The 26,385-nt window shown below is 70.5% G+C and carries 27 protein-coding genes; 10 read left to right on the forward strand and 17 right to left on the reverse strand.

The window, feature by feature from the left end:
- The first annotated feature begins 11 nt into the window (after positions 1-11).
- The gene (locus tag VA596_RS39965) at positions 12-467 is read left to right on the forward strand and encodes a hypothetical protein (RefSeq protein ID WP_323334507.1); all 456 of its coding nucleotides are present in this window, start codon (positions 12-14) and stop codon (positions 465-467) included.
- 19 nt (positions 468-486) lie between these two features.
- On the opposite strand, the gene VA596_RS39970 is transcribed toward VA596_RS39965, so the two are convergent.
- From VA596_RS39970 to VA596_RS39985, 4 genes are all read right to left on the reverse strand, one after another.
- On the reverse strand, positions 487-2,295 hold the full coding sequence (locus tag VA596_RS39970) for a diguanylate cyclase domain-containing protein (RefSeq protein ID WP_323334509.1): 1,809 nt from the start codon (positions 2,293-2,295) through the stop codon (positions 487-489).
- A 96-nt stretch (positions 2,296-2,391) separates the two neighbouring features.
- Positions 2,392-3,153: a hypothetical protein gene (locus tag VA596_RS39975; RefSeq protein ID WP_323334511.1), complete on the reverse strand. Its 762-nt coding sequence runs from the start codon at positions 3,151-3,153 to the stop codon at positions 2,392-2,394.
- Positions 3,153-3,650: a SigE family RNA polymerase sigma factor gene (locus VA596_RS39980; RefSeq protein WP_323334512.1), complete on the reverse strand. Its 498-nt coding sequence runs from the start codon at positions 3,648-3,650 to the stop codon at positions 3,153-3,155. The genes VA596_RS39975 and VA596_RS39980 overlap by 1 nt, the downstream gene beginning before the upstream one ends.
- A gap of 66 nt (positions 3,651-3,716) precedes the next feature.
- Positions 3,717-5,216 carry an MFS transporter gene (locus tag VA596_RS39985; RefSeq protein ID WP_323334514.1) on the reverse strand — a complete coding sequence of 500 codons (1,500 nt, stop codon included), beginning with the start codon at positions 5,214-5,216 and terminating at the stop codon, positions 3,717-3,719.
- Between the two features lie 117 nt (positions 5,217-5,333).
- On the opposite strand from VA596_RS39985, the gene VA596_RS39990 reads away from it, so the two are divergent.
- The gene (locus VA596_RS39990; RefSeq protein WP_323334516.1) at positions 5,334-5,999 is read left to right on the forward strand and encodes a TetR/AcrR family transcriptional regulator; all 666 of its coding nucleotides are present in this window, start codon (positions 5,334-5,336) and stop codon (positions 5,997-5,999) included.
- Positions 6,000-6,071: 72 nt separating this feature from the next.
- Here the strand turns inward: VA596_RS39990 and VA596_RS39995 are convergent, their stop codons facing one another.
- Positions 6,072-6,266, reverse strand: coding sequence for a PspC domain-containing protein (locus VA596_RS39995; RefSeq protein ID WP_323334518.1), 195 nt, complete (start codon positions 6,264-6,266; stop codon positions 6,072-6,074).
- Positions 6,267-6,520: 254 nt separating this feature from the next.
- On the opposite strand from VA596_RS39995, the gene VA596_RS40000 reads away from it, so the two are divergent.
- The gene (locus tag VA596_RS40000; RefSeq protein ID WP_410171962.1) at positions 6,521-7,426 is read left to right on the forward strand and encodes a hypothetical protein; all 906 of its coding nucleotides are present in this window, start codon (positions 6,521-6,523) and stop codon (positions 7,424-7,426) included.
- A gap of 60 nt (positions 7,427-7,486) precedes the next feature.
- On the opposite strand, the gene VA596_RS40005 is transcribed toward VA596_RS40000, so the two are convergent.
- From VA596_RS40005 to VA596_RS40030, 6 genes are all read right to left on the reverse strand, one after another.
- Positions 7,487-8,668: an ABC transporter ATP-binding protein gene (locus VA596_RS40005; RefSeq protein WP_323334520.1), complete on the reverse strand. Its 1,182-nt coding sequence runs from the start codon at positions 8,666-8,668 to the stop codon at positions 7,487-7,489.
- 2 nt (positions 8,669-8,670) lie between these two features.
- Positions 8,671-9,510, reverse strand: coding sequence for a carbohydrate ABC transporter permease (locus VA596_RS40010; protein WP_323334521.1), 840 nt, complete (start codon positions 9,508-9,510; stop codon positions 8,671-8,673).
- Complete coding sequence (locus tag VA596_RS40015) at positions 9,510-10,481, reverse strand: carbohydrate ABC transporter permease (RefSeq protein WP_323334522.1); 972 nt, start codon at positions 10,479-10,481, stop codon at positions 9,510-9,512. The genes VA596_RS40010 and VA596_RS40015 overlap by 1 nt, the downstream gene beginning before the upstream one ends.
- Positions 10,478-11,800 carry an ABC transporter substrate-binding protein gene (locus VA596_RS40020; protein ID WP_323334524.1) on the reverse strand — a complete coding sequence of 441 codons (1,323 nt, stop codon included), beginning with the start codon at positions 11,798-11,800 and terminating at the stop codon, positions 10,478-10,480. The genes VA596_RS40015 and VA596_RS40020 overlap by 4 nt, the downstream gene beginning before the upstream one ends.
- A 243-nt stretch (positions 11,801-12,043) precedes the next feature.
- The gene (locus tag VA596_RS40025) at positions 12,044-12,559 is read right to left on the reverse strand and encodes a general stress protein (RefSeq protein WP_323334525.1); all 516 of its coding nucleotides are present in this window, start codon (positions 12,557-12,559) and stop codon (positions 12,044-12,046) included.
- A gap of 121 nt (positions 12,560-12,680) precedes the next feature.
- Complete coding sequence (locus VA596_RS40030) at positions 12,681-13,877, reverse strand: acyl-CoA dehydrogenase family protein (protein ID WP_323334526.1); 1,197 nt, start codon at positions 13,875-13,877, stop codon at positions 12,681-12,683.
- A 139-nt stretch (positions 13,878-14,016) separates the two neighbouring features.
- Between VA596_RS40030 and VA596_RS40035 the strand changes: the two genes are divergently transcribed.
- On the forward strand, positions 14,017-14,439 hold the full coding sequence (locus VA596_RS40035; RefSeq protein ID WP_323334528.1) for a DUF4190 domain-containing protein: 423 nt from the start codon (positions 14,017-14,019) through the stop codon (positions 14,437-14,439).
- Positions 14,440-14,473: 34 nt separating this feature from the next.
- A complete protein-coding gene (locus VA596_RS40040; protein WP_323334530.1) occupies positions 14,474-15,121 on the forward strand; it encodes a DUF4190 domain-containing protein in 648 nt (215 codons plus the stop codon).
- On the opposite strand, the gene VA596_RS40045 is transcribed toward VA596_RS40040, so the two are convergent.
- Positions 15,118-16,014, reverse strand: coding sequence for a slipin family protein (locus VA596_RS40045; protein WP_323334532.1), 897 nt, complete (start codon positions 16,012-16,014; stop codon positions 15,118-15,120). The two genes, VA596_RS40040 and VA596_RS40045, sit on opposite strands and share 4 nt — an antisense overlap.
- A 92-nt stretch (positions 16,015-16,106) precedes the next feature.
- Here VA596_RS40045 and VA596_RS40050 point away from each other — a divergent pair, with 92 nt between their 5' ends.
- From VA596_RS40050 to VA596_RS40065, 4 genes are read left to right on the forward strand one after another with little or no spacing between them, the layout of a single operon-like run.
- Positions 16,107-17,018 (forward strand): aminoglycoside phosphotransferase family protein, encoded by a 912-nt coding sequence (locus VA596_RS40050; protein ID WP_323334533.1) that lies wholly within the window; start codon positions 16,107-16,109, stop codon positions 17,016-17,018.
- Between the two features lie 10 nt (positions 17,019-17,028).
- Positions 17,029-18,327 carry a magnesium transporter MgtE N-terminal domain-containing protein gene (locus VA596_RS40055; RefSeq protein WP_323334535.1) on the forward strand — a complete coding sequence of 433 codons (1,299 nt, stop codon included), beginning with the start codon at positions 17,029-17,031 and terminating at the stop codon, positions 18,325-18,327.
- Positions 18,320-18,829 carry a DUF1003 domain-containing protein gene (locus VA596_RS40060; protein WP_323334537.1) on the forward strand — a complete coding sequence of 170 codons (510 nt, stop codon included), beginning with the start codon at positions 18,320-18,322 and terminating at the stop codon, positions 18,827-18,829. The genes VA596_RS40055 and VA596_RS40060 overlap by 8 nt, the downstream gene beginning before the upstream one ends.
- A 10-nt stretch (positions 18,830-18,839) precedes the next feature.
- Complete coding sequence (locus VA596_RS40065; RefSeq protein ID WP_323334539.1) at positions 18,840-19,985, forward strand: Mrp/NBP35 family ATP-binding protein; 1,146 nt, start codon at positions 18,840-18,842, stop codon at positions 19,983-19,985.
- Positions 19,986-20,753: 768 nt separating this feature from the next.
- Here VA596_RS40065 and tatB read toward each other — a convergent pair.
- From tatB to sigE, 4 genes are all read right to left on the reverse strand, one after another.
- The gene (gene tatB, locus VA596_RS40070; RefSeq protein ID WP_323334540.1) at positions 20,754-21,164 is read right to left on the reverse strand and encodes a Sec-independent protein translocase protein TatB; all 411 of its coding nucleotides are present in this window, start codon (positions 21,162-21,164) and stop codon (positions 20,754-20,756) included.
- A 77-nt stretch (positions 21,165-21,241) separates the two neighbouring features.
- Positions 21,242-22,759 carry a S1C family serine protease gene (locus VA596_RS40075; RefSeq protein ID WP_323334541.1) on the reverse strand — a complete coding sequence of 506 codons (1,518 nt, stop codon included), beginning with the start codon at positions 22,757-22,759 and terminating at the stop codon, positions 21,242-21,244.
- A gap of 176 nt (positions 22,760-22,935) precedes the next feature.
- Positions 22,936-23,601, reverse strand: a complete 666-nt coding sequence (locus VA596_RS40080) for an anti-sigma factor family protein (RefSeq protein ID WP_323334543.1) — start codon at positions 23,599-23,601, stop codon at positions 22,936-22,938.
- Positions 23,598-24,197 (reverse strand): RNA polymerase sigma factor SigE, encoded by a 600-nt coding sequence (gene sigE, locus VA596_RS40085; RefSeq protein ID WP_410171965.1) that lies wholly within the window; start codon positions 24,195-24,197, stop codon positions 23,598-23,600. Before sigE ends, VA596_RS40080 begins: the two co-directional genes overlap by 4 nt.
- A 211-nt stretch (positions 24,198-24,408) precedes the next feature.
- On the opposite strand from sigE, the gene VA596_RS40090 reads away from it, so the two are divergent.
- The gene (locus VA596_RS40090; RefSeq protein ID WP_323334547.1) at positions 24,409-25,053 is read left to right on the forward strand and encodes an O-methyltransferase; all 645 of its coding nucleotides are present in this window, start codon (positions 24,409-24,411) and stop codon (positions 25,051-25,053) included.
- A gap of 144 nt (positions 25,054-25,197) precedes the next feature.
- Here the strand turns inward: VA596_RS40090 and VA596_RS40095 are convergent, their stop codons facing one another.
- Positions 25,198-26,382, reverse strand: coding sequence for an MFS transporter (locus VA596_RS40095; protein ID WP_323334548.1), 1,185 nt, complete (start codon positions 26,380-26,382; stop codon positions 25,198-25,200).
- Positions 26,383-26,385: the final 3 nt, after the last annotated feature.

Here is a 26,385-nt window from a genome sequence, read left to right on the forward strand (position 1 = left end):
GAGGGGGCAGGGTGTTCGGCCGGAAGAAGAAGCCCAGCGGTGTGAACGACCTCAACGACCTGATGGCGCGGCTCAGGCCGGACCTGAGCCGGGAATCGCTCGGCGTCGGGCCCGGCTTCCCGGGCGTCGCCCCGAACCCGCTCCTGAGCGGTGACGCGCGGAAGCGCAATGCGGAATTGCGCACGGGGGCGCTTGCGCTCGGTGTTCTCGTCGACTGGCGGGAGGTCAACAGCAATCCACGCGTGGTCCTGATGTTCGACGTGGAGACCGTCGGCGGCCTCTCGTTCCGCGGTATCGCCGACGAAGACCTCACGATCACCGAGCTCACTCGACTCGCTCCGGGAAAGACGTTTCCGGTGCGCTACCGGCCGACTGTCATGGACCACTACGTCTCCCTCGCCCGGGATGCGGACCCCGCCCGTGTGCAGCAGATCTCTGACGAGATCGCGAGCCGCAAGCGGACCTGACCCGAAGGGCCCTGGCGGCTCAGCCCATCGGGAAGGTGCGCCCCATCCAGACCTCTGCCTCCGAGCTGGTCTGGTACTCCGGCTGGTAACTCCCCGACGCGACCACCACCCCCAGCCCGTACAGCAGCTCCGCCTGGGTCTGGGAGACCACGCCGTACGCGCCGACCTTCACGCCCATCTCCTCTGCGCGTTCCACCAGCTGGCGGACGTTGCGGCGGGCCCACGCCGGGGCGTCGTCCGCGGCCAGGACGTCGACTATCGGGCCGCGCAGCATCACCGCCGGGGCCGGGATCTCGTGGGCCGGGATCAGTTCCAGCTCCGGGAGGCCCGTGATGTTCAGGACGAACAGCACCCCGAGGCGGGCCAGGTGGCCCAGGGAGTCGATCAGGTCGCCGCGGTCGTCGATCAGGGATTCCGCGTCCGCGCACAGCATCAGGTGCTTGGGCTCGAGACCCGCGCGGTCCAGCTCCGCGCGGACCATGGCGACCAGGTCGGCGTCGATCGCCATGCGGCGGGGCAGGGTCAGGCACACCATGGGTGCGCCGTCGCCGAACCTGGACTGCCAGCTCGCCTTCGTCTCCAGCGCCCTCCTCAGCAGGTGCTTGCCGAGCGGCACCGTCATCCCGGTCGTCTCCGCCAGCGCGTAGAACTCCTCCGCCCGCAGCCGGCCGCGGGTCGGGTGGTTCCACAGCAGGGCCGCGTTGAGCGACGTCACGATCTGGGCGTCCGGCAGCACCACGTGCGGCTGGTAGACGACGGTGATCTGCCCCAGCTCCAGCGCGCCGGCGATGGCCGCGGCGAGGCGGTAGCGGTCGCGGTCGCCGCGGCCCGACTGCGGGTCGAACACCACCCACTGCGCCTTGCCGAGCTCCTTCGCGCGGTGCAGCGACACTTCCGCGGAACGGATCAGCTCGCCGTGCTCGGCTCCCGGCACCTCCGCGACGACGATGCCCGCGCTGGCGCTCACGCCGACCCCGACCCCCTGGGCGTAGACGGGTTTCGCCAGTTCGCCGATGGTCTGCTCGACCAGCTTCACCACCGCCGACGGCTCGAGCTCGCCGCGCAGCGCCACGGCGAACCCGTCGCCGAAGAGCCGGGCCACGAAACCCTTGGCGGGGGCGAAAACCGCGCGCAGCGTGCCCGCGACGCCGCGCAGCACCTTGTCGGCGACCTCGGTGCCGAGGCCGTCGTTGACGACCTTGAAACCGTCGATGTCCAGGAACACCAACCCGATCCGCCCCTGGTCGCGGTCGGCGAGCATCCCCTCGAGCCGGGAGCGGAAGTGCGCGCTGTTGGGCAGGCCGGTCAGCGGGTCGTGCAGGCTCTGGTGCTGGATGGTCTCCTGCAGCCGCCGCAGTTCGTGCGTGTCCTCGAACATCAGGATCGGGTACCGGGAACGCTCGCCCGGCAACGTCGTCGCCGTCAGCCGGACGAGCCGGGAGGCGTCGGGCCGGGAGCGGATCGCGAGCCGGTCCAGCACGCGGTCACCGGCCTCGAGGGCCGCGGCCAGTGCCGACCGGTCCCGCGCGGTCGCCCCCAGCTCCTCGGCGCGCGTGCCGAGGAGCTCGTCTTCGTCGCCGATCCGCGCCAGCTTCAGGAAAGCCGGGTTGGCCGCCCCGATCATTCCCTTGGGGTCTACGAGAACCACGCCGGACGGGCACTTTTCGTAGAAGGTGGCGAATCGGGCTTCGCCGCCGCGCGAGGCCAGTACCTCCCGCGCGAATTCGACGGCCATCGACTCCCGGTCGGCGGCTCCGGCCTCCGCTACCGCGGCGGCCAGCCGCCGGGCGGCGTCCACGAGATCCGGCGCCACCTCTGGCTCCCGCAAGGTCCACCCCTTAACACTCGATCGGGTTTTCCACCGCACCACGCGAACACTTCGGTGTCTACCACCCGATCGGGTACCTCGGTCCAAAGTGGATCTTCAGCCGAGACCCGGCGTGAGCGCCAGCCCCCTGACCTGCGCGGCGTTCAGCGCCGGTTCCGGCCGCTGCACCGGAACCCGCACACCCCGCTGCACCAGCACGCCGCTGTTGTTCGCCGAGAACTCGATGTTCGTCCCCGCGACGAGCAGCGACGCGCGGTACGTCAGCACGCCGTTCGCGCTTTCGGTCACCTTCCGCAGGCCGCCTTCCTTCAGCTGCTCGACTTCGCAGCTCACCTGGTCCGGGACGGCGGTACCGCAGCGCGCCATCCCGAAACCGCCGTCGCCGAGCAGCGCCGTGAAGTAGACCGAACCCGAACCACGCTCGTCGGTGACCCGGACGCCCATGTGGAACAGGGCTTCCCGCGGCGCGTCCCCCACCGCGTCGGCGACCAGGTGGAACGGGTCCGCCGGCGGGGTTTCCCCCGGGATCGTCAGCCGTTCCACCTTCGCGCCCGACGGCAGCATCGAGCGCACCGCGTTGCCGACGACGCAGCTCAGCCGGTCGACGATCTGCTCCCGCGTCTCCCCCGCCGACGCCGACGGGCAGGCGGGTCCGGCGATCTCTCCCTGACGGGGCAACGCGATCACGGCCGCGCCGAGCGCCAGCAGCACCACCAGCACGCCCGCGGACGCCGCCAGCAGCCGGGTGCGCCGGGAGCGGCGGCCCTTCGCCAGGATCGTGTCCCCGTCGAGGCCGATCGGGGGTTCGCCTTCGGTCACGTACGCCGTGAGCGCGGACCGGACGTCGAGGTCCTCCATCACCACTCCTCCGTCGTCGTCGGCGCGGGGAGGGCGGCACGCAGCGCCTCGACTCCGCGGGCGGTCTGGCTCTTCACGGTGCCTTCGGCGACGCCGAGCAGCGCCGCGACCTCGGCCACCGGCAGGTCTTCGAGGAACCGCAGCACGACCATCGCGCGCTGTCTCGGCGTCAGCCCGGTCAGGGCGCGCTCGAGGTCGACGCGGTCGTGGCTGTCGTGGTCCGGGGACGACGCCCGATCGGGTGGATCGGACGTCACGTGCTCACGGACGGCTTTCTTGCGCCCGGCGAGGAACGCGTTCAGCAGGATGCGACGCGCGTAGGCGTCGACGGTGTCCGGCCGGACCCGGCGCCACCGCCGGTACAGCTGGACGAACATGGCTTGCACGAGGTCTTCGGCGCCGTGCCAGTCCCCGCAGAGCGCGAACGCCACCCGCCGGAACCGCTGCACCCGCGCCCCGAAGTACTCGCTGAAGTCGAGGTCTCTCGAAGCCCCCATCCGGCCCTCCTTCGCACATTCTCACCCTTACTAGTGCGCGGAGGGCCGGATCGGTTCAAGCGGGCTTTACATGTGGACGACGCCCGGTGCCGCCTCACCCTTCGGAGCGCCCGAGCGCAGCAGCAGGCCGCTGAGCACCGCGCCGACCGCGAAGATGACGCCGGCCCACGTGAAGGCCGTCGTGTAGCTCTCGATCGAGGCTTCGGCCACCAGCTGCGGCGACGGCACCTTGTTCGCGAGGTACGACGTCGCCGCGTTGCCGGCCAGCGTCGACAGCAGCGCCGTGCCGATCGAGCCACCGACCTGCTGCATCGTGTTGACCGCCGCCGAGGCGACCCCGGCGTCGTGCGCCTCGACGCCGAACGTCGCGACGCTCATCGCCGGCGCCATCGCCAGTCCGATGCCGAAGCCCATCACCAGCAGCGGGCCGAGGACACCGGAGGCGTAGGTGCTGTCCAGGCCGATGTTGCTCAGCCAGAACAGGCCGACCGCGGCGATCGCCATGCCCGTGGGCACCAGCGGCCGCGGGCCGAAGCGCGGCAGCAGCACGGCCGTCGCCGTCGTGGCGGCCAGCATCAGCGTCGCCACCATCGGCAGGAAGCCGACACCGCTCTGGATCGGCGTGAACTTCAGGTTCTGCTGCACGTAGAACGTCAGGAACAGGAAGATCGCGAACATGCCGATGGCCAGCAGGAACATCGCCAGGTACGAGCCGCCGCGGTTGCGGTCGAGCAGCACGCGCAGCGGCAGCAGCGGGTGCGAGACGCGCTGCTGCAGCCACACGAAGACGCCCAGCAGCACCACACCGGCCGCGAGGAAGCCCCACACCGAGGCCGACGACCAGGAGTCCGACTCGGCGTTCGCGAAGCCGTAGACCAGGGCGAAGAGACCGGCGGACGCGGTGATCGTGCCCGGCAGGTCGAGCTTCGGGCGCGGGCCGGCGTCACGCTGGTTGCGCAGCAGGATCGAGCTGCCGACGAACGCGACGACGGCGAAGATGATGTTGACGAACATGCACCAGCGCCAGTCGAGGTACTCGGTCAGCACGCCGCCGAGCAGCAGCCCGACCGCCGCGCCGCCACCGCCGATGGCCCCGAACACGCCGAACGCGCGGCCGCGTTCCTTCGGGTCGGTGAACGTCGTGGTCAGCAGCGAAAGCGCGGCCGGCGCGAGCAGCGCGCCGAACACACCCTGTGCCGCACGCGCGATCAGCAGCATCTCGATGTTGCTCGCCGCTCCCCCGAGCGCGGACACCGCGGCGAAGCCGGCCAGGCCGGCGAGGAGCGTGTTCTTGCGGCCGAAGAGGTCCGCGAGCCGCCCGCCGAGCAGCAGCAGGCTGCCGAACGCGAGCGCGTACGCGGTGACGACCCACTGCCGCGCGTCGTTGGAAAAGCCCAGGTCGAGCTGGGCCGAGGGCAGCGCGATGTTCACGACGGTCGCGTCGAGGACGACCATCAGCTGCGCCAGGCCGATCATCACCAGGATCAGCCACCGTCTGGCGTGGTGGGGGTTCTCGGCGGCGCGCGCGTCCCCCGACGGCGCGACGACGAGCGTGGACTCGGTCATGGGTGTCCTCACTGAAAGTGATCAGGAAGCTATGTGGAGTAGGTATCTCCCCTTACGTGGCCCAAGGTACACAAGAACCGGAGAAGGTGCCTCTACTTGATTGGTAGGATGGGACGCATGACACGGGACGCGAGTCCCGCCGCACCGGCGCGGCCGCTGCGGCGTGACGCCGAATTGAACCGCCGCCGCATCCTCCAGGCCGCCCGCGAGGTGTTCGGCCGGCGCGGCCTCGAAGCCACCCTGGACGACATCGCGCACCACGCCGGTCTCGGCGTCGGCACGGTCTACCGGCGCTTCCCCAGCAAGGAACACCTGGTCGAGGCGATGTTCGCCGAGCGCATGGAGGAAATCGGCGACCTCGCCGCGGAGGCGCTGCTGGCCGAAGACCCGTGGCAGGCGTTCGTCGACTTCACGTGGAAGGCGGCCGAACTGCATTCGACGGACCGCGGCCTGCGCGAGATCATGCTGTCGAACAAGTTCGGCCACGAGCACGTCGCGGACGCGAAAGCACGCATGGTGCCGTTGATCACACAGCTCGTCGAGCGGGCCAAGGCGGCGGGCGGCCTGCGGGCCGACTTCGCCCCCACGGACCTCCCGCTGCTGCACATGATGGTCGGCTCGGTCGTCGAGTTCACGTGCGCGGTGGACCCCACCCTGTGGCGGCGCTGCCTGGGAATGCTGCTCGACGGCCTCCGCGCCGAGCCCGGCAAGGCCACGGAGCTGCCGCACCCGCCGCTGGACGAGCGGGAGATCGACGAAGCGATGTGCTCCTGGCGGCCCTGAGAAAGCCGGATAGCGCACCAAAAAGCCAGGCGGGCGTCGAAATCCCCGCCTGGCTCGGCTTTCCCGCGTCCGTCACTCGGACGGGACGACCGCCCACAGGATGAGGTAGGCCACGAACTGCGGGCCGGGCAGCAGGCACGACAGCACGGCCAGCAGCCGTACCGTGCCGGTCTTCATGCCCCACCTCTGCGCGAGGGCCGCGCAGACGCCGCCGATCATGCGACCGTGGTGCGGGCGGCTCAGCCGTCGGGTGACCGGTGCGCTCATCGTCTTTCCCTTTCCTCGAACTTCCTGTTGTTCCCACTTCACCATCGGAGTACCCGCTTCCGCATCACTCGCGCGGACCACAAACTCCCTTAGGGGACGGCGAAGGCGAAAGTTGTTCGGAGACCGGCTAAACCGCCGCCGGTGCGCCGGAAGATCCGGCGACCTGCGCGTTTGTCGCGCGGCTTGCGGAAAATAGTGAGAGATGTCCCCGTCAGGGCTGGTTTTTCGCGCCGATGTGGTGATACTTGCACCCCGTGTACCCGCGCCTGAAGTCCTTGGTCGTCGCGATGCTCTGCGCCCTGCTCACGGCGGGCTGCGCGGGCACCGAGGCGGCGCCCGCCCCCGCCGACCAGTCCGGGCCCTCGCCGCTGACGGCGTCCGCCGCGCTCGGCGACTACGCCACCGTCGACTACTGCAGCCTGCTCGACGCGGCCGCGGTCGCCCCCGGCGCGACCGCCGTCCCGACGTTCGAGAACTGCCAGGCCGTCCTCGGACCGCGCACAGTCCTCGTCGGGCCGCTGGCGTCCGACGACGACCCGAACATCAAGCCGTACGACTACCTCGGGCCGATGCCCGACGGGGTCGCGGTGCAGCAGTCGACGTTCGACGACCAGAGCGCCTGCCGCCGCGCGATCACGTTCGCCGACGGCACCCGGCTCGAGCTGTCGGTGACCGACAGCGACGCCGGCGACCCGGCGTCGCGGTGCAAGACCGCGGACGCGGCGGTCGGCTCGGCGCTGGCCACGATCACGGCGGGCAAGGTCGGGCGGCTGAGCTTCCCGGAGCGGTCGTGGGGCGGCATCGCGCCGTGCGCGCTGCTCGACACCCACGACGTCGACGCCGCGGCGGGCGCCGACTCCCGGCCCACGGCCGGCCTGACCGGGCACGCCTGCATCCGCGGCAACGTGGGCCTCAAGCTGACGGTGGAGACGGCGTCCCCGGCCGGCCCGGCCGAGACGCTCGGCGGCCGCGAGGCCCGGGTCCGGACCGAGGGCGCGTTCTGCCTGGTCGACACCACCCAGCCCGCGCCGGGCCTGCCCGGACGGCGCGAACTGGCGGAGATCAGCGTGGTGGAGACGGCGGGCACGGCCGGCGACGGCACGTGCGCCCTGGCCCGCTCGGCCGCGACGTCGATCCTGCCGCGGCTGCCGAAGGCCTGAAAGCCGTGAAGGCCTCCTTGAGAGACATGGAGTCCCTCAAGGAGGCCTTCACAGACCTGCCTAGTCCTCGTAGGTGAGGTTCTTGCCGTTGGACGGGTCGAACAGCTTGACCTTGTCCGCGTCGAACCAGACCTCGAGGTCGGAGTTCTCCTTCGCCGCCGACTCCGCCGAGAGGCGGGCCACGATCTGGGACTCCGAACCCGGGACGTCGGCCGAGCCGCTGTCCGCCGCCAGTTCCGCGAGCTCCGCGGACGTGGCGGTCTCGCCTTCGACGGTGAAGTGGGCGAACTTCTCCGAGCCCATCGACTCGAGGACGTCGATGTGCGCGGTGAAGGTGCCGCCGCCCGTCTTCTGGCCGGCTTCGACCAGCGCCGCGTCCTCGAAGTGCTCCGGCCGGATGCCGACGAGCACCTCGCGGGGCGCGTCCGCCTTCTCCACCAGGCGGCGGATCCGGTCGGTGAGCGGCGTGACGCCCAGCGGCGTGCGCAGCTCGTTGTTCTCCAGCGTGGCCGGCACGAAGTTCATCGACGGGGAGCCGATGAACCCCGCTACGAACAGGTTCGCCGGGTTGTCGTAGAGGAACTGCGGTGCGCCGATCTGCTGCACGTAACCGCCGCGCAGCACCACGACCCGGTCGCCGAGGGTCATGGCCTCGGTCTGGTCGTGCGTGACGTAGAGCGTCGTCGTGCCGAGCTGCTTCTGGATCTTCGACACCGACGTCCGCATCTGGCCGCGGAGCTTGGCGTCCAGGTTGGACAGTGGCTCGTCCATCAGGAACGCCTTGGGGTTGCGGACGATCGCCCGGCCCATCGCGACGCGCTGGCGCTGGCCACCGGAGAGGTTGGCCGGCTTGCGGTCCAGGTGCGCGTTCAGGTCGAGGATCGTCGCCGCTTCCTCCACCTTCGCCCGCACGGTCTTGTCGTCCACCTTGGCCAGCCGCAGCGGGAAGGCCATGTTCTCGCGGACGCTCATGTGCGGGTACAGCGCGTAGGACTGGAACACCATCGCGATGTCCCGGTCCTTCGGGGCCTTCTCGTTGACGCGCTTGCCGTCGATGCGCAGCTCACCGGCGGAGATGTCCTCCAGCCCCGCCACCATGTTCAGCGTGGTGGACTTCCCGCAGCCCGACGGGCCGACCAGGATGATGAACTCGCCGTCGGCGATGGTGATGTCCACTTCGGACACCGCGAGCGCGCCGTCGGGGTACTTCTTCGACACCTTGTCGAGGACGATTTCTGCCATGACTACCCCTTCACCGCACCGGAGGTCAGCCCCGCCACGATGCGACGCTGGAAGAACAACACGAACACAATGATCGGGATGGTGATGACGACCGCGGCCGCGCTCACCTGCCCGGTCGGGTCCTCGAACTGCGAGGACCCGGTGAAGAACGACAGCGCCGCCGGCACCGTGCGCGACGCCGTGGTCGACGTCAGTGAGATGGCGAACAGGAAGTCGTTCCAGCAGAAGATGAACACCAGGATCGCGGTGGTGAACACACCCGGCGCGGCCAGCGGCGCGATCACCTTCCGGAACGCCTGGGCCGGCGTCGCGCCGTCCATCTTCGCCGCCTTTTCCAGCTCCCACGGGATTTCCCGGAAGAACGCCGACAGCGTGTAGATCGACAGCGGCAGCGCGAACGTGATGTAGGGCAGGATCAGCCCCGGCCACGTGTCGAACAGCGCCAGGTTCCGCTCGATGTTGAACAGCGGCGTCACCAGCGACACCTGCGGGAACATCGCGATCAGCAGCGAGAGCCCGACCAGCAGCTGCTTGCCGGGGAACTCGAGCCGGGCGATGGCGTAGGCGGCCATCGTGCCCAGCACCACGGCGATCACCGTGGAGATGATCGCGATGCCGATCGAGTTGACCAGTGCCAGCAGGAACTCCGACGTCTGGAAGATGTCCGCGTAGTTCTGCCAGGTCCACGACTGCGGGATGAAGTACCCGTCGGTCAGCGTGTCCTTGGTCTTGAACGAGAGCGAAACCACCCAGAGCACCGGCACCAGCGCGAACACCAGCACGAGGATGTCGACGAGGCCCCAGCGAACTTTGCGGCCCGTCGTGACGGTTCCCATCACCATCAGCGCTTACCCCCCGTGTCCGAACCCGGTGCGGCCGTGCCGAACACCTTGATGAAGATGAACGCGATGATCGCCACCGTGATGAAGATCAGCACGGCCATCGTCGACCCGATCCCGAGGTTGAGGCCCTTGACCAGGTTGTCGTAGGTCTGCATGGACACCGAGCCGGTGTCCTGCGCGCCGCCGGTGAGGACGTAGATGTTGTCGAAGATCCGGAACGCGTCGAGCGTGCGGAACAGCAGCGCCACCAGGATCGCCGGCTTCATCACCGGCAGCATCACCTTGGTGAACCGCTGCCAGCCGTTCGCGCCGTCCATCGCGGCCGCCTTGAGCAGGTCGTCCGGCACGAGCGCCAGGCCGGCCATCAGCAGCAGCGCCATGAACGGCGTGGTCTTCCACACCTCGGCGCCGATGATGATGAACAGCGACGGCCACTGCTCGGTGAGCGGCGCGCCGTCCGAGGCGAGCCAGTTCGCCAGGTAGCCGGTCTTCGGCGTCCACGCGTAGTACCACGAGAACGCCGCGACGACCGTGACGATGCCGTACGGGATCAGCGCGACCGTCCGGACGAGACCGCGCCCGACGAGCGTCCGGTGCATGACCAGTGCCAGCGCCATGCCGAGGACGAACTCGATCGCCACGGACACGACGGTCAGGAACATGGTCGTCCCGAACGCCGTCCACCAGTACGAATTGGACAGCACGGCGCCGTAGTTGTCGAAGCCGACGAACTGCTGCTGCGCCGGGAACCGCAGGTCGTACCGCTGCAGCGACAGCCAGATCGAGTAGACGATCGGGTAGCCGGTCACGAGGATCATCACGACGAACGCGGGCGCGCACAGCCAGAGCCCGAGCTTCCGCTCGGCCTTCTTGCCCTCGGAGAGAGCGGGTTTGCCCTTCTTGTGGGACGTCGCCCCTTCGGCGACGGTGGCCCCGGCGGTGTCGGCCGGGGTCGAGTCCTGAACGGTCACGGGATCACTCCCTTCGACTGGAGCGCGTCGCTGAGCTGCTCACGCAGCTTGTCCGCGGTGGCCTTCGGGTCGATTTCGGCCGGCGGCGAAAGGATCTTCGACATCACGGTCGACATGTTCTGGTAGGCCGGGGTCAGGGGCCGCACCGCGGCTTCCTTCAGCGCGTCCAGGATGGAGTCGCGCATCGGGTACTTGGTCGCCATGTTCGGGTTGTCGTCGCCCGCCGGCTTGGACGGGTCGAGCGGCGTGTCGTTGTGGTACACCGATTCGATGGTCGGCGGCACGCCGTCGTTGATCGCCGAGAACTTCTGGTTCTCGGGACTGCGCAGGCACAGCGCGGCTTCGTACGCCTCGGGCTTGTGCTGTGACAGCGAACTGACAGCGAGGTCGTACCCGCCGATCGTGGTCTTGGCCGGGGTGCCGGCGACCGCCTGCGGGTAGACCGCCCACTTGAAGTGCGAGACGTCCGACGCCTTGTCCTTCGCGTAGGAGGCGTAGACGAACGGCCAGTTCAGCTCGAACGCGGCGTCACCGCGCTGGAACGTCTGGCGGACGTCGTCCTCCTTCGAGTTGGTCAGCGACGCGTCGGTGATCCCCGAATCGGTGATCTGCTTGAGCAGGGCGAGCGCTTTCACGGCGCCGTCGTCCATCACCACGGACTTGCCGTCGTCGGACAGGATGTGCCCGCCCATCGACTCGACCAGGGTGTTGTAGAAGACGACGAGGCCCTCGTACTGCGCGCCGGTGAAGACGATGCTGTACGGCTTGCCCTGCGCCTTCAGGTCCTTCGACTTCTGGATCATCTCGTCCCACGTCTTGGGCGGGGTCGGGGTGATCCGGTCGTCGTACCAGAGCAGCTGGATGTTCGTGTTCTTCGGGGCCGCGTAGAGCTTCCCGTTGTAGGTCGCGGTGTCCAGCGGTCCCTGCAGGACGCCTTCGGAGGCCGCGGCCTTGTTCTGGTCCTTCCATTCTTCGACCCAGCCGGCTTCGGCGAACTCCGAAACCCAGGTCACGTCGAGCCCCAGGACGTCCATCGCGGTGTCGCCCGCCGCCAGCCGCCGCGCCATCTGCAGGCGCTGGTCGTCCGAGCCGCGCTGGAGTTTGTTGTAGACGATCTCGTAGCGGCCGTTCGCCGCCTTGTTGCAGTTGTCCACGACCTTCTGGAAGCTGTCCTCAGGTGCGTAGTACACGTTGATCTTCAGACCACCGCCCGAGCCGCAGCCGGCCACGAGACCGGTCAGCAGTGCCCCTGCCCCCAGCAGGGCGGCGGTACGGCCGGGCGATCGCCCCCGTTTGCCCGCGCCGATCCTCTTCCCCATCAGGCCTCCTCACCCGCGTGCACGCCGGTTACCGCGGTACCCGGTGGGCACCGCGACGCGATGAGGCGAACCGCGCCAGCACCCCGACGTGCTAGTGCTCGGGCCGCCACGCTGGTTGGGCGGGGCCGCCCGACTGGTGTCGGACAACTTATGCCGGGCGATCACACCCCGCAAGCAGTATCGGTAACGATTCAGGCCACTGCATGCCGAACTGTGATTATCCCCTGATATTGACGGGAAAACTCACGACGGCGGTTTCAGCGCCAGCTTCGCCAGCAGTTCCCGGCCCTGTTCGGCCGAGCGCGGCTGGCACAGGACGTCGTACCGGCCGGCGACGAGCTGGCTCGCCGACGAGAAGTCCCGCCGTCCACGGGACATGCTGTGGCCGATGGCGGCGAACATCAACCCCGACAGCACCCCCAGCACGATCCCGGTGAGCACCTGCAGCACGAAAGCCTGGTTGGCGAACAGGCTGAGCAGCAGCCCGGCGAACGAGCCGAACCAGGCACCGGACACCGCGCCGACGGCCAGGACGCGCCCCCACGTCAGCCTCCCGATCACGCGCTCGACGAGCATCAGGTCGACGCCGACGATCGTCACGTCGCTGACCGTGAACTCGCTGCCCGCGAGGAATTCGACGGCCTGCTTCGCTTCGCGGTAGGTCGCGTAGGACCCGATCGGCCAGCCGGTGGGCGGCGTCGGCAACCGCGGCAGGTTGCCGGGAGCCCGGCCCCCGCCAAAGGGACTACTCACCATCATCACCTGCGCCCTCGTGGGTCCTGGGCGTCCATCTTGTCAAGAACGCCCGGACCGTGCGAGCCGCTTACCCCGAAAGGCCGGACGCCGAATTGTCGCTGTATCGACAATTCGGCACCGGACCTCAGGAGCGGGACTTGTACTCGCGCAGCAGGCCGCGGCTGATGATCGTCTTCTGGATCTCGCTCGTGCCCTCGCCGATCAGCAGGAACGGCGCCTCGCGCATCAGGCGCTCGATCTCGTACTCCTTGGAGTAGCCGTAACCGCCGTGGATCCGGAACGAGTCCTGCGTGACCTCGGCGCAGTACTCCGACGCGATCAGCTTGGCCATGCCGGCCTCGACGTCGTTGCGCTCGCCCGAGTCCTTCAGCCGGGCCGCGTTCACCATCATCAGGTGGGCCGCCTCGACCTTGGTCGCCATCTCGGCCAGCTTGAACGCCACGGCCTGGTGCTCGGCGATCGCCTTGCCGAACGTCTTGCGCTGCTGGGCGTACTCCACCGCCAGCTCGAACGCCCGGATCGCGATGCCGCACGCCCGCGCCGCGACGTTCACGCGGCCGACCTCGACACCGTCCATCATGTACGAGAAGCCCTTGCCCGGCGCCTCGCCGAGGACCATGTCCGCGCCGATCTCGTAGCCGTCGAACACCGCCTCGGTGGTGTCGACGCCCTTGTAGCCCATCTTGTCGATCTTGCCGGGGATGGTCAGGCCCGGCGCCACCTCGCCGAAGCCCTCGGGCTTCTCGACGAGGAACGTCGTCAGGTTCTGGTGGGGCTTCTCGGCGCCTTCGTCGGTCTTGACGAGCAGGGCGATCAGGTTCGACGAGCCGCCGTTCGTCAGCCACATCTTCGAGCCGTCGATGACGTACCCGTCGCCGGTCTTCTTCGCGCGCGTCTTGATCGCGGCGACGTCGGAGCCGAGGTCCGGTTCGGACATCGAGAAGGACCCGCGGACCTCGCCGGTCGCCATCCGCGGCAGGAAGTGCCGCTTCTGCGCCTCGGTGCCGTGGCGGGCGATCATGTGCGCCACGATGAAGTGCGTGTTGATCACGCCGGACACGCTCATCCAGCCCCGCGCGATCTCCTCGACGACCAGCGCGTAGGTCAGCAGCGACTCGCCGAGCCCGCCGTACTCCTCCGGGATGGTGATCCCGAACAGGCCCATCTCCTTCATGCCCTCGACGATGTCGGCCGGGTAGGTGTCGGCGTGCTCGAGCTCCTGCGCGTGCGGGATGACCTCCTTGTCCACGAACGAGCGGACGGTCGCGAGGATCTCCGACTGCACGTCGGACAGGCCGGCGGTCTGGGCGAGACGGGCCATCACGGCTCCCTTTCCGGATACGACGCCGCTCCCGGCGCTGGGTTACCGGTGAGTATGACCCGAAACGGGCGACCCTGCTATGAGGGCGCTCACGCCCGCGGGGTTCTGCACCGTAAAGTGCGTCGAAAGGGGAGGAACCATGACTTATCCGCAGGACCCGAACGACCCGTACGGCCGGCAGCAGCCCCAGTCCGGTGGCTTCCAGCAGCCGCAGTCCGGTGGCTACCAGCAGCCGGGTTACGGCCAGCAGTACCCCGGCAGCTACCCGCAGCCCGGCTACGGCCAGCAGTACCCCGGCATGGGGATGCCGAAGGAGGGCCCCGGGCTCGCCATCGGCGGGCTGATCTGCTCGATCGCCGGCCTCTTCCTGTGCTTCCTGATCAGCGTCGCGGGCATCATCATGGGCCACATCGCCTACAACAAGGCGAAGGCCGGCCAGGCGGAGGGCCAGGGCGTCGCGATGGCGGCGTTCATCGTCGGCTACGTCGCGATCGCGCTCAACATCCTCATCGTCATCTTCTTCTTCGGCGTCGGCGTCACCGGCGGGTTCCTCCACCGTTAGGTTTGAGGTCCTGCACGCACCGAGGGGGCTCTTGATGACCGACCCGTCCGGCGACAAGGACAAGCCGTCCACGTCGTACGACCCGCCGTCGACCACCGAGCTGTCGTCGTACGACCCGGCGTCCTACGAGCCGCCCGCGACCGCGGACCCGACCTTCGACAGCCCGGTCCCGGACAGCACGGCCGCCGACACGACCGTCGCCGACACGACGACGGCGCCGGATTCGGCACCGGCGGCTTCGGCGGACCCGGGGCTCCCGCCCGGCGCGTACGAGACGCCCGCGGCGCACATCCCGGGCACGCCGTACGCGGCCCCGGGCTACCCGCAGCCGTCCTACCCCCAGCCCTACGTGCAGCAGCCGTACCCGCCGGCCTACGGCGCGCCGTACGCCCCGCCCGCGCCCTACGCCCGGCCGCCGTACGGGCCGCCGCCGCGCACGCAGGACAACGCGCTGGCCATCGGCGCCCTGGTCTGCTCGATCCTCGGCTTCTGCTCCGGCATCACGGCGATCGCCGGGCTGGTGATGGGCCACATCGCGCTGAGCCGCACCAACCGCGGCGAAGGCGGCGGCCGCGGCATCGCCACGGGCGCCGTCATCGTCGGCTACGTCGTCATCGCGCTGTGGATCGGCTTCTTCACGACCTTCGTCATCCTGGGCGTGAACGGCCAGTTCGACAGCTAGTCCGCCGTCGGCAGGGCCGCGTCGCCGGGGGTGCGCGGCGACGGCGTCCCGTGCCCGTTCGCCTCCGGCTTCGCTTCCACCGCTTCGGGTTCCGGCGCCGGAGCCACGGGCGCCGCCGGGGCCGCTGGGGCCGCCGCCGGCTTCGGCGTGTGCGCGTCGAGGAAGCGCAGCAGCTCCACCGGGAACGGCAGGATCAGCGTCGAGTTCTTCTCGGACGACACCTGGACCACCGTCTCCAGCAGGCGCAGCTGCATCGCCGACGGCGTGTCGGCCATCGTCGCCGCGGCCTGCGCGAGCTTGTGCGACGCCTGCAGCTCACCGTCGGCGGAGATGACGCGCGCCCGGCGCTCCCGCTCCGCCTCGGCCTGCCGGGACATCGAGCGCTTCATCGCCTCGGGCAGCGCGACGTCCTTGATCTCGACCTTGTCGATGTGGATGCCCCAGTCCAGCGCCGGGCTGTCGATCATCAGCTCGAGGCCCTCGTTGAGGTGCTCGCGGTTCGAAAGCAGGTCGTCGAGCTCGCTCTTGCCGATGATCGAGCGCAGGGACGTCTGCGCGACCTGGCCGACCGCGGCCCGGTAGTCCTGCACGTTCACCGCGGCGACGACGGGGTCGATCACCTTGAAGTAGACGACCGCGTCGACCCGGACCGTGACGTTGTCGCGGGTGATGCCGTCCTGTGCGGGCACCGGCATGGTCACGATCTGCATGTTGACCTTCTGCATCCGGTCCACGAACGGGACCAGCAGCTTCAGGCCGGGCTCCTGCACCCGGGACCGCACCCGGCCGAACCGGAAGATGAGCCCGCGTTCGTACTGCTTGACGACGCGCACGCCGGCCGCGAGCCAGGCTCCGCCCACGAGGACGACGGCGCTGACGATCTCCACCACCATGGCTGCTCCCGGGGTTGGGTTTTCCCCTGAAAACCCAGCGTACGCCCGTCGGCACCAGGGCGAAACGCGCTGGACGCGGCGGCCAGACTGGGGTGGTGAACGATCTCCGCGTGCCCCCGGTCTTCGCCGCCCGGGCGCCCCGCGTGCTCGGCCCCGGGGCGCTCCCCTGGCTCGCCGCCCTGCCGGCCCTCGCCGCCGGGTACGCCCGGAAGTGGGGGCTGACGTTCGAAGGCGAGGCGATGCACGGTTACGTCGGTGTGGTGCAGCCCGCGCGCCTGCCCGACGGCACGCCGGTGGTGCTGAAACTCGGCTGGCGCGACGAAGAGTCCGCCGACGAGCCGCTCGCACTGTCCACATGGGCCGGTCGGGGTGCCGTGCTGCTGCTGGATTCCGCGCCCGGGGACGGCGTTCTGCTGCTGGAGCGGCTCGACGCCGGGCGCACCCTCGACGACCTCCCGCTGCCCGAGGCGATCCCGGTCCTGGGGGAGCTGGCGCGGCGCCTCGCCGTGCCCGCGCCGCCGGAGCTGTCCCGAAGTGTGCGCGAGGAGGCGTCGAGGCTGGTCGAGGAACTCCCGCGGCGCTGGGCCGAGCTGGGTGAGCCGTTCGACCGGCGGCTCGTCGACGACGCCGTCGCCCTCTGCCGCGAACTCGGGCCGTCCTCGGGCGCCCTGCTGGTGAACGAGGACCTGCACTTCCAGAACGTGCTCGCCGGGCGGCGCGAGCCGTGGCTGGTCATCGACCCCAAGCCGCTGGCCGGTGACCTCGAGTACGGCGTGATCCCGTTGTTCTGGAACCGCTTCACCGAGTCCACACTGGACGAACGACTGGCGCTGATCGTCGCTTCACAGGAACTGGACGCCGAGAAGGCGCGGGCCTGGACGCTGGTGCGGGCCGTGCAGAACTGGATCTGGATGGCCGAGGAGTTCGCCGAGACCGGCGAAGACAGCGACGACCCGGCGTTCATCACAGTGCCGGAAATCGCCCAGTGGGCAGCCAGCCGATAGGGTCGGCGGCATGGCGGCGGTCAACAGGGTTTTCGCAGCTCAGCTGTCGGGTTTGCCGGTCTTCGGCCCGGACGGCGAGTCCATCGGCCGGGTCCGCGACCTCGTCGCCGGGCTGCGCCTCGACACGCAGCCGCCGCGGATCCTCGGCGTGGTCGTCGAGCTGACCACCCGGCGGCGGGTGTTCGTGCCGATGCTGCGGGTCACCGCGATCGAGCCGAGCGCCGTCACGCTGGCCACCGGCTCGGTCAACATGCGCCAGTTCAACCAGCGGCCCAACGAGGTCCTGGTGCTCGGCCAGCTGCTCGACGCGCACGCGACGCTGGCCGGCTCGGACACCCGCGTCACCGTCGTCGACGCCGGGATGGAGCCGACCCGCACCCGCGACTGGGTGCTGGCGAAGCTCGCCATCCGGGAGCGGCGGATCGGGCTGGGCCGCCGCCGCTCGGCGATGCAGGTGCTGGCGTGGTCGGAGGTGGCCGGGCTCAGCCTGACCGACATCACCGGCCAGCAGCAGGGCGCCGGGCAGCTGCTCATGCTGTTCGACACCATGCGCTCGGTCGACGTCGCCGCGACGATCCGCGACCTGCCGCTCAAGCGCCGGCACGAAGTCGCCGACGCGATGGACGACGAGCGCCTCGCCGACGTCCTCGAAGAGCTGCCCGACGACGACCAGAAGGAGCTGCTGTCCTACCTCGCCGAGGAGCGCGCGGCCGACATCCTCGAGGCGATGAGCCCGGACGACGCCGCCGACCTGCTGGCCGAGCTGGCCCCGGCCGAGCAGAGCCGGCTGCTGGAGCTGATGGAGCCGGAGGAGTCCGCGCCGGTCAGGCGGCTGCTGGCCTACTCGTCCGACACCGCGGGCGGCCTGATGACCCCCGAGCCGGTGGTCCTCACCCCCGACACCACGATCGCCGAGGCGCTGGCGCACATCCGCAACGCCGAGCTGCCGCCGGCGCTGGCCAGCATGGTGTTCGTCTGCCGCCCGCCGACCGCGACGCCGACCGGGCGCTTCGTCGGCGTCGTCCACTTCCAGCGGCTGCTGCGAGAACCGCCGGCCGAGCTGGTGGCCAGCGCCGTCGACACCGGGCTGGCGGCGCTGCGGCCGAACGCGACCCTGCCTGAGGTCACGCGCTACTTCGCGGCCTACAACCTGACCTGCGGACCGGTCGTCGACACCGAGGACCACCTGATCGGCGCGGTGACCGTGGACGACGTGCTCGACCACCTGCTGCCCGAGGACTGGCGCGAGACCGGGCTGCACGACACGACCGGCGAGACCGGCGAACAACTGGAGGCCGAGCGTGCCTGAACTGACGTCCGGACGGCGGCTGGACCAGCCCCGCAGCCAGAACCGGTTCAAGCTGAACATCGACCCGGACACCTTCGGCAGGCTGACCGAGCGCGTCGCCCGGTTCCTCGGCACCGGCAAGTACCTGTTCTGGCAGACGCTGCTGGTGATCGTCTGGATCGCGATGAACCTCACCGCCGTGTCGCTGCAGTGGGACCCGTACCCGTTCATCCTGCTCAACCTGGCCTTTTCGACGCAGGCGGCGTACGCGGCGCCGCTGATCCTGCTCGCGCAGAACCGGCAGGACGACCGCGACCGCGTCTCGCTGGAGGAGGACCGGAACCGGGCCCTGCAGACGAAGGCCGACACGGAGTACCTGGCCCGGGAGCTGGCGGCGCTGCGGCTGGCGGTCGGCGAGGTGGCGACCCGGGACTACCTGCGCAGCGAGCTGGACCGGCTGCGGGAGGACCTGTCGGTGAAGCCACGCAAGGCCAAGGCCGACCGCACTCCTACCGGCTCGTAACATGGACGGGGTGACCAGCACTCAGCAGCTCCCCAGCGTCGACGACGTCCGCAGCGCGCTGAAGAGCGTGCAAGATCCCGAGATCCACAAACCCATCACGGACCTGGGGATGGTGAAGGACGTCGTCGTCGGCGACGACGGCGTGGTCACCGTCGGGATCTACCTGACCGTGGCCGGCTGCCCGCTGAAGGCGACGCTGACCAACGACACTAAGGAAGCCGTTTCGAAGCTCCCCGGCGTCGCCGACGTCCGGGTCGAGCTCGACGTGATGAACGACGAGCAGCGCACCGAGCTGCGGAAGTCGCTGCGCGGCGAGGCCAGCGAGCCGGTCATCCCGTTCGCGCAGCCGGGCTCGATGACGCGGGTGTACTGCGTCGCGTCCGGCAAGGGCGGCGTCGGCAAGTCGTCGGTCACGGTGAACCTGGCCGCGGCGATGGCCCAGCGCGGGCTCTCGGTCGGCGTCGTCGACGCGGACATCTACGGCCACTCGATCCCCCGCATGCTGGGCACCCGCGAGAAGCCGACCAAGGTCGACACGATGATCATGCCGCCGCAGGCGCACGGCGTGAAGGTGATCTCGATCGGCATGTTCACCCCGGGCAACACCCCGGTGGTGTGGCGCGGCCCGATGCTGCACCGCGCGCTGCAGCAGTTCCTGGCGGACGTGTTCTGGGGCGACCTGGACATCCTGCTGCTGGACCTGCCGCCGGGCACCGGCGACATCGCGATCTCGGTGGCCCAGCTGATCCCGAACGCGGAGATCCTGGTGGTCACGACGCCCCAGCAGGCGGCGGCCGAGGTGGCCGAGCGCGCGGGCGCGATCGCGCTGCAGACGCGCCAGCGCGTCGCGGGCGTCATCGAGAACATGTCGTGGCTGGAACAGGCCGACGGCTCCCGCCTGGAGATCTTCGGCGCGGGCGGCGGCCAGTCGGTGGCGGACTCGCTGACGAAGTCGATCGGCTCGGACGTCCCGCTGCTGGGCCAGGTCCCGCTGGACCCGCGCCTGCGCGAGCAGGGCGACTCGGGCACTCCGCTGGTGCTGTCGGACCCGGAAGCGCCCGCGTCGCAGGTGTTGAAGGAAGCGGCGAAGAAGCTGACGGTCCGGGCGCGCGGGCTGGCCGGGATGATGCTGAACGTGACGCCTGCGGGGCGCTGAAGCTGCCTCTTGATCGAACGTCGAAGGCCACCCCCGCGGGGTGGCCTTTGGTGTCTCGGTCGATCGGCGAGCTTGACCGGTTCCCGTTTGGATGGACATCCCGCGGCGTGGCCTTCAGTGCCTCGGTCGATCGGCGGACTTCACCGGTTCCCGTTTCGAAGGGCATCCCGCGGCGTGGCCTTCAGTGCCTCGGTCGATCGGCGAGCTTCACCGGTTCCGGTTTCGAGGGCCGCTTCCCGCGGGGCGGCCTTCGGTGTCTCGATCGGCGGGCTTCACCGGTTCCGGTTCGAAGGACATCCCGCGAGGTGGCCTTCGGTGCCTCGGTCAATCGGCGGACTTCACCGGTTCCCGTTTCGAAGGACATCCCGCGGCGTGGCCTTCGATGCCTCGGTCAATCGGCGAGCTTCACCGGTTCCCGTTTCGAAGGACATCCCGCAGGGTGACCTTCGGTACCTCGGTCGATCGGCGAGCTTCTACGGTTCCGGTTTCGAGGGCCACTTCCCGCGGGGCGCCTTCGTTGTCTCGATCGACCGGCGGGCTTCGCCGGTTCCCGTCTCGAAGGACATCCCGCAGGGTGACCTTCGGTATCTCGGTCAATCGGCGGACTTCACCGGTTCCGATTTCGAAGGCCACGTCCCGTCGCGGGGCGCGGCCTTCGGTGTGCTCGGGGTTGGGGCGCCGCCCCCCGGTTTCCACGCTACCGGGCGGCACCGACGGTTTCGGGCGCGCTCAAGCGGGTGCGGTGCGGTTGTCCACAGGCCGGTCGGGTTACGTGGCGTCCGGGTCGATCGGGGGGCGCTCGCCGGGCTTCAGGGGCTCCGGCTGGGCCGGGGCCGGGGTGTAGCCGTTCGAGCCGTTCGTGGTCCCGTTGGTCCCGCCGTTGGTGATGCCCTTGAGGCCGAGCGGGTCGCTGTCACCGTCGAAGAGGTGCTGCGTCACCACGCGCTTCGGGTCGAAGTTGCGCAGCCCGCGCAGGTCCTCCAGCGGCTTGCGGAGCTGGTCGAACTCGGGGCCCATCTCCTCGCGGAGCTGCTCCTTGGCGCCGGTCGCGAAGTCACGGACCTTCTTCACGCTCTTCGCGAGCCACGACGCCGCCTCGGGCAGCCGCTCCGGGCCGAGGATGAAAAGACCGGCGATGATGAGGACGAGGATCTCCCCCCATCCGACACTGTCGAACACCCGTCAACCTCCGCTCGGAACCTACCCGCCCAGGGTACTCGTGGTCGGCCGCGCTCCGGCAGGCCGAACGTCCGAACTCAGTCGGAAGCCAGGGTTACGTCGACGACGAAGCTCGCGCCGTCGCGCGCCAGCGACACCGGGACCACCTCGCCGACGTCGTGCGCGCGCACCGCGACCGTCAGTTCCGCGGAGTCGCGGACCAGGCGGTTGCCGATCTTCGTGATCACGTCGCCCTCCTTGATGCCCGCGTTCGCCGCCGGGCCGCCGGGCGCGACGTTCTTGACCTGCGCGCCCATCGTGGACGAGCCGGCGACCGTCGAGGAGGCGTTGATGCCGATGTCGGCGTGCTGGACCTTGCCGTCCTTGATCAGCGCCTTCGCGATCTTGATCGCGTAGTCGCTCGGGATGGCGAAGCCGATGCCGATGCTGCCGCCGTCGGCGCTGGACGAGCGGATCGACGAGTTGATGCCGACGAGCGCGCCGGTGGAGTCGACCAGCGCGCCGCCCGAGTTGCCGTGGTTGATCGCGGCGTCGGTCTGGATGGCCTCGTAGGTGACCGGCGCGGCGCCGTTGTCCCCACCGGCGGTGATCGGCCGGTTCAGCGCGCTGACGATGCCGGCGGTCACCGAGTTCTGCAGCGCCAGCGGCGAGCCGATCGCCATCACGGTGTCGCCGACCTGCAGGTCCGAGGACTTGCCGATCTGCAGCACGGTCGGGTTGGTGACGTTGACCTTCACCACGGCGAGGTCGGTCTTCGGGTCGGTGCCGACGAGCTTGGCGTCGGTGCGGGTGCCGTCGATGAAGATCGCGGTGATCTTGACGCTGGGGTCCGCCGCGGCGGAGCTGATCACGTGGTCGTTGGTGAGGATGTACCCCTGCGGGTCGATCATCACGCCGGAGCCCTGTTCGCCGGACTCGGCGCCGGGCTTGAACACCTCGAGCGAGACGACGGCCGGCGAGACGCGCTTGGCGATCTCGGCGACCGAACCGGCCGGGCGCTCCTTGGCGGCCTCGGCTTCGGAGATCGTCGCGGACCCGGTCAGCTCGGTGCCGGTGTCGGCGGCCCACCAGCCGACCAGGCCACCGGCGGCGCCGATGAGCAGCGCCACGACGCCGAGCATGACCAGCGCCTTCGGCTTGACGCGGCGGCCGAACAGCACCTCGGGCAGGCTGAGCAGCGCCCCGGGCGGGCGCCGGGCGGGCTTTTCCTCGTCTTCGGCGGGCATCGCGGGCCCGGCGAGCACGGCCCCGGCCCCCGGATCACGCCACGGGTCACCCGACCCGGTCCACAACGGCGGTTCGCTTTGAGGCGCGTCCCCGACGGCCTCCTTCGGCCGTTCCAGCAGCACACCCTCGGCCCCGGGCGGCCGGCTGAAGGCCTCGGCGAGCGACTCGGGCGCGGGCGGCGTGAGCTTGACACCGTTGGCCTTGTTGGGTGCGTAGAGCTTGTCGAACGCCCCGTCGACGCCCTGCGGCCGGCCGAACACCGCGGCCTGCCCCGGATCGACGGCCGGCCGCGCGAGCGGCCGCGGACCCAGCCGGTCGGCATCCTGCGCGCCGGGCTGCTCGGGATTCACGTTCGGCTCGGTCATCATTCCCCGGTGCTGAAGATCAGGTGGCTGGGCGTGACGATACCCAAGCCCAGTGCTCCGAGTCTGCCGGTACGACGGTGAAGTGGCTGTTTCTTGGCCGGCCACTCGCGCACGGCGCGGTCCGCGGATGCACTGAAGGCCACCACGAACTCGTGGTGACCTTCAGGGTGTCAAGCGGGTCAGTGGATGCCGGCCGGTACCGCGACCGTCGGGCTCGACGGTGTCGACGTCACCGATGGCGCCGGGCGGGGTGCCTGCTGGGGCACCGCCATCTGGGCCGGGAGCAGGTTGCCGTTCGGCGGGACCCGGCCGCCGGTGTCCGGGGTGCCGTCGCCGCTGTCCGCGGTGGTTCCGACCAGTGCGAGCGCGCTCAGCACCAGCCCGGAGACGACCACGCCCGCGCCCTGCGCCGCGCGGCGCTTGAAGCGGCCGCCGCCCAGGACGTTCGGGGACTGGCCGAGCGGGGCCGACGAGCCGAGCGGGGCCACGCCGCCCAGGACGCCATGGTCGCGCAGGCCGGCGACCCGGTCGGGACGCTGGACCGCGACGAGCTGGCCGTCCGCGGTGATCGCCAGGTTGTCGGGGCTGCTGGGCAGTTCCGTGTGCTCCGGGATGGACCGGAGGCTCGCCAGGAACCCGGCCGACATCGACGGCGCGCCCGCGCCGCGGATGGCGGCGACGGCCTGCCGCTGCGCCTGGACGTCGCCGGCGCAGGAAGCGCAGCGCGTGATGTGCGACGCCGCGCGATCACGCGCGCCGTGGGAGAGCTCGCCGTCCACGAACGCCACCACGGCGTCCGGCAGCAGGTGCGACTCGGGGAGTGCCCAGCCTCGCGGTGCGGTCATACCGACACCTTCGCAGACTCCGGGGCGTGACTGCGCCGGCGCTCCAGCGAAGCGCGCAGCGCCTGACGGCCGCGGTGGATCCGGCTGCGCACGGTGCCCAGCTTCACACCCAGTGTTGCGCCGATCTCCTCGTACGAAAGGCCCTCGACGTCGCACAGCACGACGGCGGCGCGGAACTCCGGCGGCAGCTCGTCGAGCGCGGCCTGCAGGTCCGGGTCCAGGTGGGTGTCGGAGAAGACCTGCTCGGGGCTCGGGTCGTCGCCCACGATGCGGTCGGTGTCCTCGGGCAGGCCTTCCATCCGCACGCGGGAGCGGCGGCGGGCCATGTCGAGGAAGAGGTTGGTGGTGATGCGGTGCAGCCAGCCCTCGAACGTGCCGGGCTTGTAGGACGCCAGCGACCGGAAGACCCGGATGAAGGTCTCCTGGGTGAGGTCCTCGGCGTCGTGCGTGTTGCCGGTGAGGCGGTAGGCGAGCCGGTAGACCCGGTCGCTGTGCTCGCGGACGACCTCGTCCCAGGACGGTGGCGTCCAGGCCGCCTCGTCCAGGGACACGGGCTCAGCCGCGTCGGCGTCGTTATCGGCAACGGCGTTCTGCATCGTGGGAGCAGGCACCTCCATCTGCGTTTCTCCTGTCTGCTCCACCCAACGCGGGTCGGCGGCACGGTGTTCCCGTGCGTCTGGATTCGAGTCTGTCGGGGTTCCTTATGGTTCTAGTGAGACTGGACTGAGAACAGGCTGAGAAGTTCTTCCCGGGTGCTTACCAGGGAGCCTGCGAGGATTTATCGACAACCAGCGCTAACCTCCGTGCGTGAACACGCCCACCCCTGCGGCCGCACCGGTCGACTCCGGGTTCGTCGACGGGTACCTGCCCGACGACGAGGTGCTGTCTTCGGCGCGGGCACGGGCCGAGGACCTGGGCTGCATCCCGCTCAGCGCGGGCGCCGGCGCGACCCTCCGGTTCCTGGCCGCCACGCTGCGGGCGAAGGCCGTCGTCGAGGTCGGCACGGGCGCCGGGGTCAGCGGGCTGAGCCTGCTGCGCGGGATGGCCCCCGACGGCATCCTGACCTCGATCGACCTCGAACCGGAGTACCAGCGCGCCGCACGCGCGACGTTCCGCGAGGCCGGCTTCGCCCCGGGCCGGACCCGGCTGATCGTCGGGCGGGCGCTGGACGTGCTGCAGCGGCTGACGCCGGGTGGCTACGACCTGGTCTTCGTCGACTCGGCGCACATCGAGTACCCGGGCTGCTACGAGCTGGGCGTCTCGCTGCTGCGCCGCGGCGGGATCATCGCGTTCCACAACGTCCTGGCCGGCGGCCGCGTGATCGACCCGTCCCGCCGCGACCCGGAGACCCTGGCCCTGCGCGAGGTCGCGCGCGCGTTCCGCGAGGACGAACGCCTGGTCCCGGCCCTGCTCCCGGTGGGCGGCGGGCTCCTGGTGGCCGCGGCGATCTGAGCACCTGTCCACAAGCCGGCCCGCCTGTGGACAACTCGCTGGTCACGGCTGGTTTGCCGGTGGCCGCCGGTAGACTGGAACGGGGACGCCCCCCCCCCCCCCCCCCCGGGTGGGGTGGGGGTGTGTGGTTACCCCAGGAGCGGCTCAGCTCCGGACCAGCTCGCGCCGCTCGGCTCGGACCCGGGTGCCGGCGCCCACCGCGGCCGCCGCCAGCAGGAGCCAGACCGCCACCAGGGCGATCAGCCAGCCCCAGCCCGTGTGGCCGTAGACGTACGCGCCGGCTGCGCCGCCGACGCTGCTGCCCAGGTAGTACGTCGCCGTGTACATGCCACCGACCTGGCCTCGGGCGTCCTCGGGGGCGTCGGCGGCCGCCCAGCCGTTGGCGACCGCGTGCGCGGCGAAGAACGCGCAGGTCAGCACCAGGAACCCGGCGATGACCAGCGGCAGCGAGTCCGGCAGGGTGAGCGCCGCACCGGCGGCCATCAGCAGCAGGGAGCCGATCACCGCGCGACGACGGCCGACGCGCGCCACCAGCCGTCCGGCCGCCGCCGAGGAGACCGAGCCGGTCGCGTAGGCCAGGAACACCAGCGACGCGATCGCCGGCGACAGGTTCAGCGGGTCGCCGGTCAGCCGGAACCCGGCCGCGTTGTAGAGCGCGACGAACGAGCCCATCGCGAGCAGCGCCACGGCGTACTGCGCCAGCAGCACCCGGCGGCTCACCGCCGTCAGCAGGCCCGCCGCGACCGCCTTGAGCTGCACCTTCCCGCGCGCCGTGCCGGGCGGCAGCGTCACGACGGTGATCGCGGCGCACACCGCGCCGATGCCCGCGACGACGTAGAGCGCGCCGCGCCAGCCGAGCGGCCCGGCGGAGAAGCCGGCCGACAGCCGCCCGAGCATGCCGCCGACGGTGTTGCCCGCGATCATCGCGCCGACGGCGGCGGCGACGCCCGCGCGGCCGAGCCGTTCGGCCAGGTAGGCGGCGGCGACCCCGGGGAAGCCGGCGATCGCGACGCCCTGCAGGGCGCGCAGCACCAGCAGCGCCGGGTACGTCGGCATCAGCGGCAGGAGCAGCCCGAACACGACCGACGCGACCACCGACGTCACGATCACCGGCCGCCGCCCGACCACCTCGGACAGCGCGGCGATCGGCAGGACCGCGATCGCGAGCGCGCCGGTCGCGACGCTCACCGCGAGCGCCGCGCCGCCGGGATCGAGGTGGTACTGCGCGGCGAGCTGCGGCAGCACCGGCTGCGGGGCGTAGAGCAGGGCGAAGGAGGAGATCCCGGCCGCGGCGACGGCGGTCTTGACTCGGCGGGTGGTGGTCACCATCCG

The sequence above is a fragment of the Amycolatopsis heterodermiae genome (assembly GCF_034929455.1).
Taxonomy (GTDB): Bacteria; Actinomycetota; Actinomycetes; order Mycobacteriales; family Pseudonocardiaceae; genus Amycolatopsis; species Amycolatopsis heterodermiae.

What these genes read in the sequence shown, in the direction of transcription:
- VA596_RS39975 (WP_323334511.1), bottom strand. Translation starts at nt 3,153, where the DNA reads ATGGAGGACCTCGACGTCCGGTCCGCGCTCACGGCGTACGTGACCGAA.
- VA596_RS39980 (WP_323334512.1), bottom strand. Translation starts at nt 3,650, where the DNA reads ATGGGGGCTTCGAGAGACCTCGACTTCAGCGAGTACTTCGGGGCGCGG.
- VA596_RS39985 (WP_323334514.1), bottom strand. Translation starts at nt 5,216, where the DNA reads ATGACCGAGTCCACGCTCGTCGTCGCGCCGTCGGGGGACGCGCGCGCC.
- VA596_RS39990 (WP_323334516.1), top strand. Translation starts at nt 5,334, where the DNA reads ATGACACGGGACGCGAGTCCCGCCGCACCGGCGCGGCCGCTGCGGCGT.
- VA596_RS39995 (WP_323334518.1), bottom strand. Translation starts at nt 6,266, where the DNA reads ATGAGCGCACCGGTCACCCGACGGCTGAGCCGCCCGCACCACGGTCGC.
- VA596_RS40005 (WP_323334520.1), bottom strand. Translation starts at nt 8,668, where the DNA reads ATGGCAGAAATCGTCCTCGACAAGGTGTCGAAGAAGTACCCCGACGGC.
- VA596_RS40010 (WP_323334521.1), bottom strand. Translation starts at nt 9,510, where the DNA reads ATGGTGATGGGAACCGTCACGACGGGCCGCAAAGTTCGCTGGGGCCTC.
- VA596_RS40020 (WP_323334524.1), bottom strand. Translation starts at nt 11,800, where the DNA reads ATGGGGAAGAGGATCGGCGCGGGCAAACGGGGGCGATCGCCCGGCCGT.
- VA596_RS40025 (WP_323334525.1), bottom strand. Translation starts at nt 12,559, where the DNA reads ATGATGGTGAGTAGTCCCTTTGGCGGGGGCCGGGCTCCCGGCAACCTG.
- VA596_RS40030 (WP_323334526.1), bottom strand. Translation starts at nt 13,877, where the DNA reads ATGGCCCGTCTCGCCCAGACCGCCGGCCTGTCCGACGTGCAGTCGGAG.
- VA596_RS40035 (WP_323334528.1), top strand. Translation starts at nt 14,017, where the DNA reads ATGACTTATCCGCAGGACCCGAACGACCCGTACGGCCGGCAGCAGCCC.
- VA596_RS40040 (WP_323334530.1), top strand. Translation starts at nt 14,474, where the DNA reads ATGACCGACCCGTCCGGCGACAAGGACAAGCCGTCCACGTCGTACGAC.
- VA596_RS40045 (WP_323334532.1), bottom strand. Translation starts at nt 16,014, where the DNA reads ATGGTGGTGGAGATCGTCAGCGCCGTCGTCCTCGTGGGCGGAGCCTGG.
- VA596_RS40055 (WP_323334535.1), top strand. Translation starts at nt 17,029, where the DNA reads ATGGCGGCGGTCAACAGGGTTTTCGCAGCTCAGCTGTCGGGTTTGCCG.
- VA596_RS40075 (WP_323334541.1), bottom strand. Translation starts at nt 22,759, where the DNA reads ATGATGACCGAGCCGAACGTGAATCCCGAGCAGCCCGGCGCGCAGGAT.
- VA596_RS40080 (WP_323334543.1), bottom strand. Translation starts at nt 23,601, where the DNA reads ATGACCGCACCGCGAGGCTGGGCACTCCCCGAGTCGCACCTGCTGCCG.
- sigE (WP_410171965.1), bottom strand. Translation starts at nt 24,197, where the DNA reads ATGCAGAACGCCGTTGCCGATAACGACGCCGACGCGGCTGAGCCCGTG.
- VA596_RS40095 (WP_323334548.1), bottom strand. Translation starts at nt 26,382, where the DNA reads ATGGTGACCACCACCCGCCGAGTCAAGACCGCCGTCGCCGCGGCCGGG.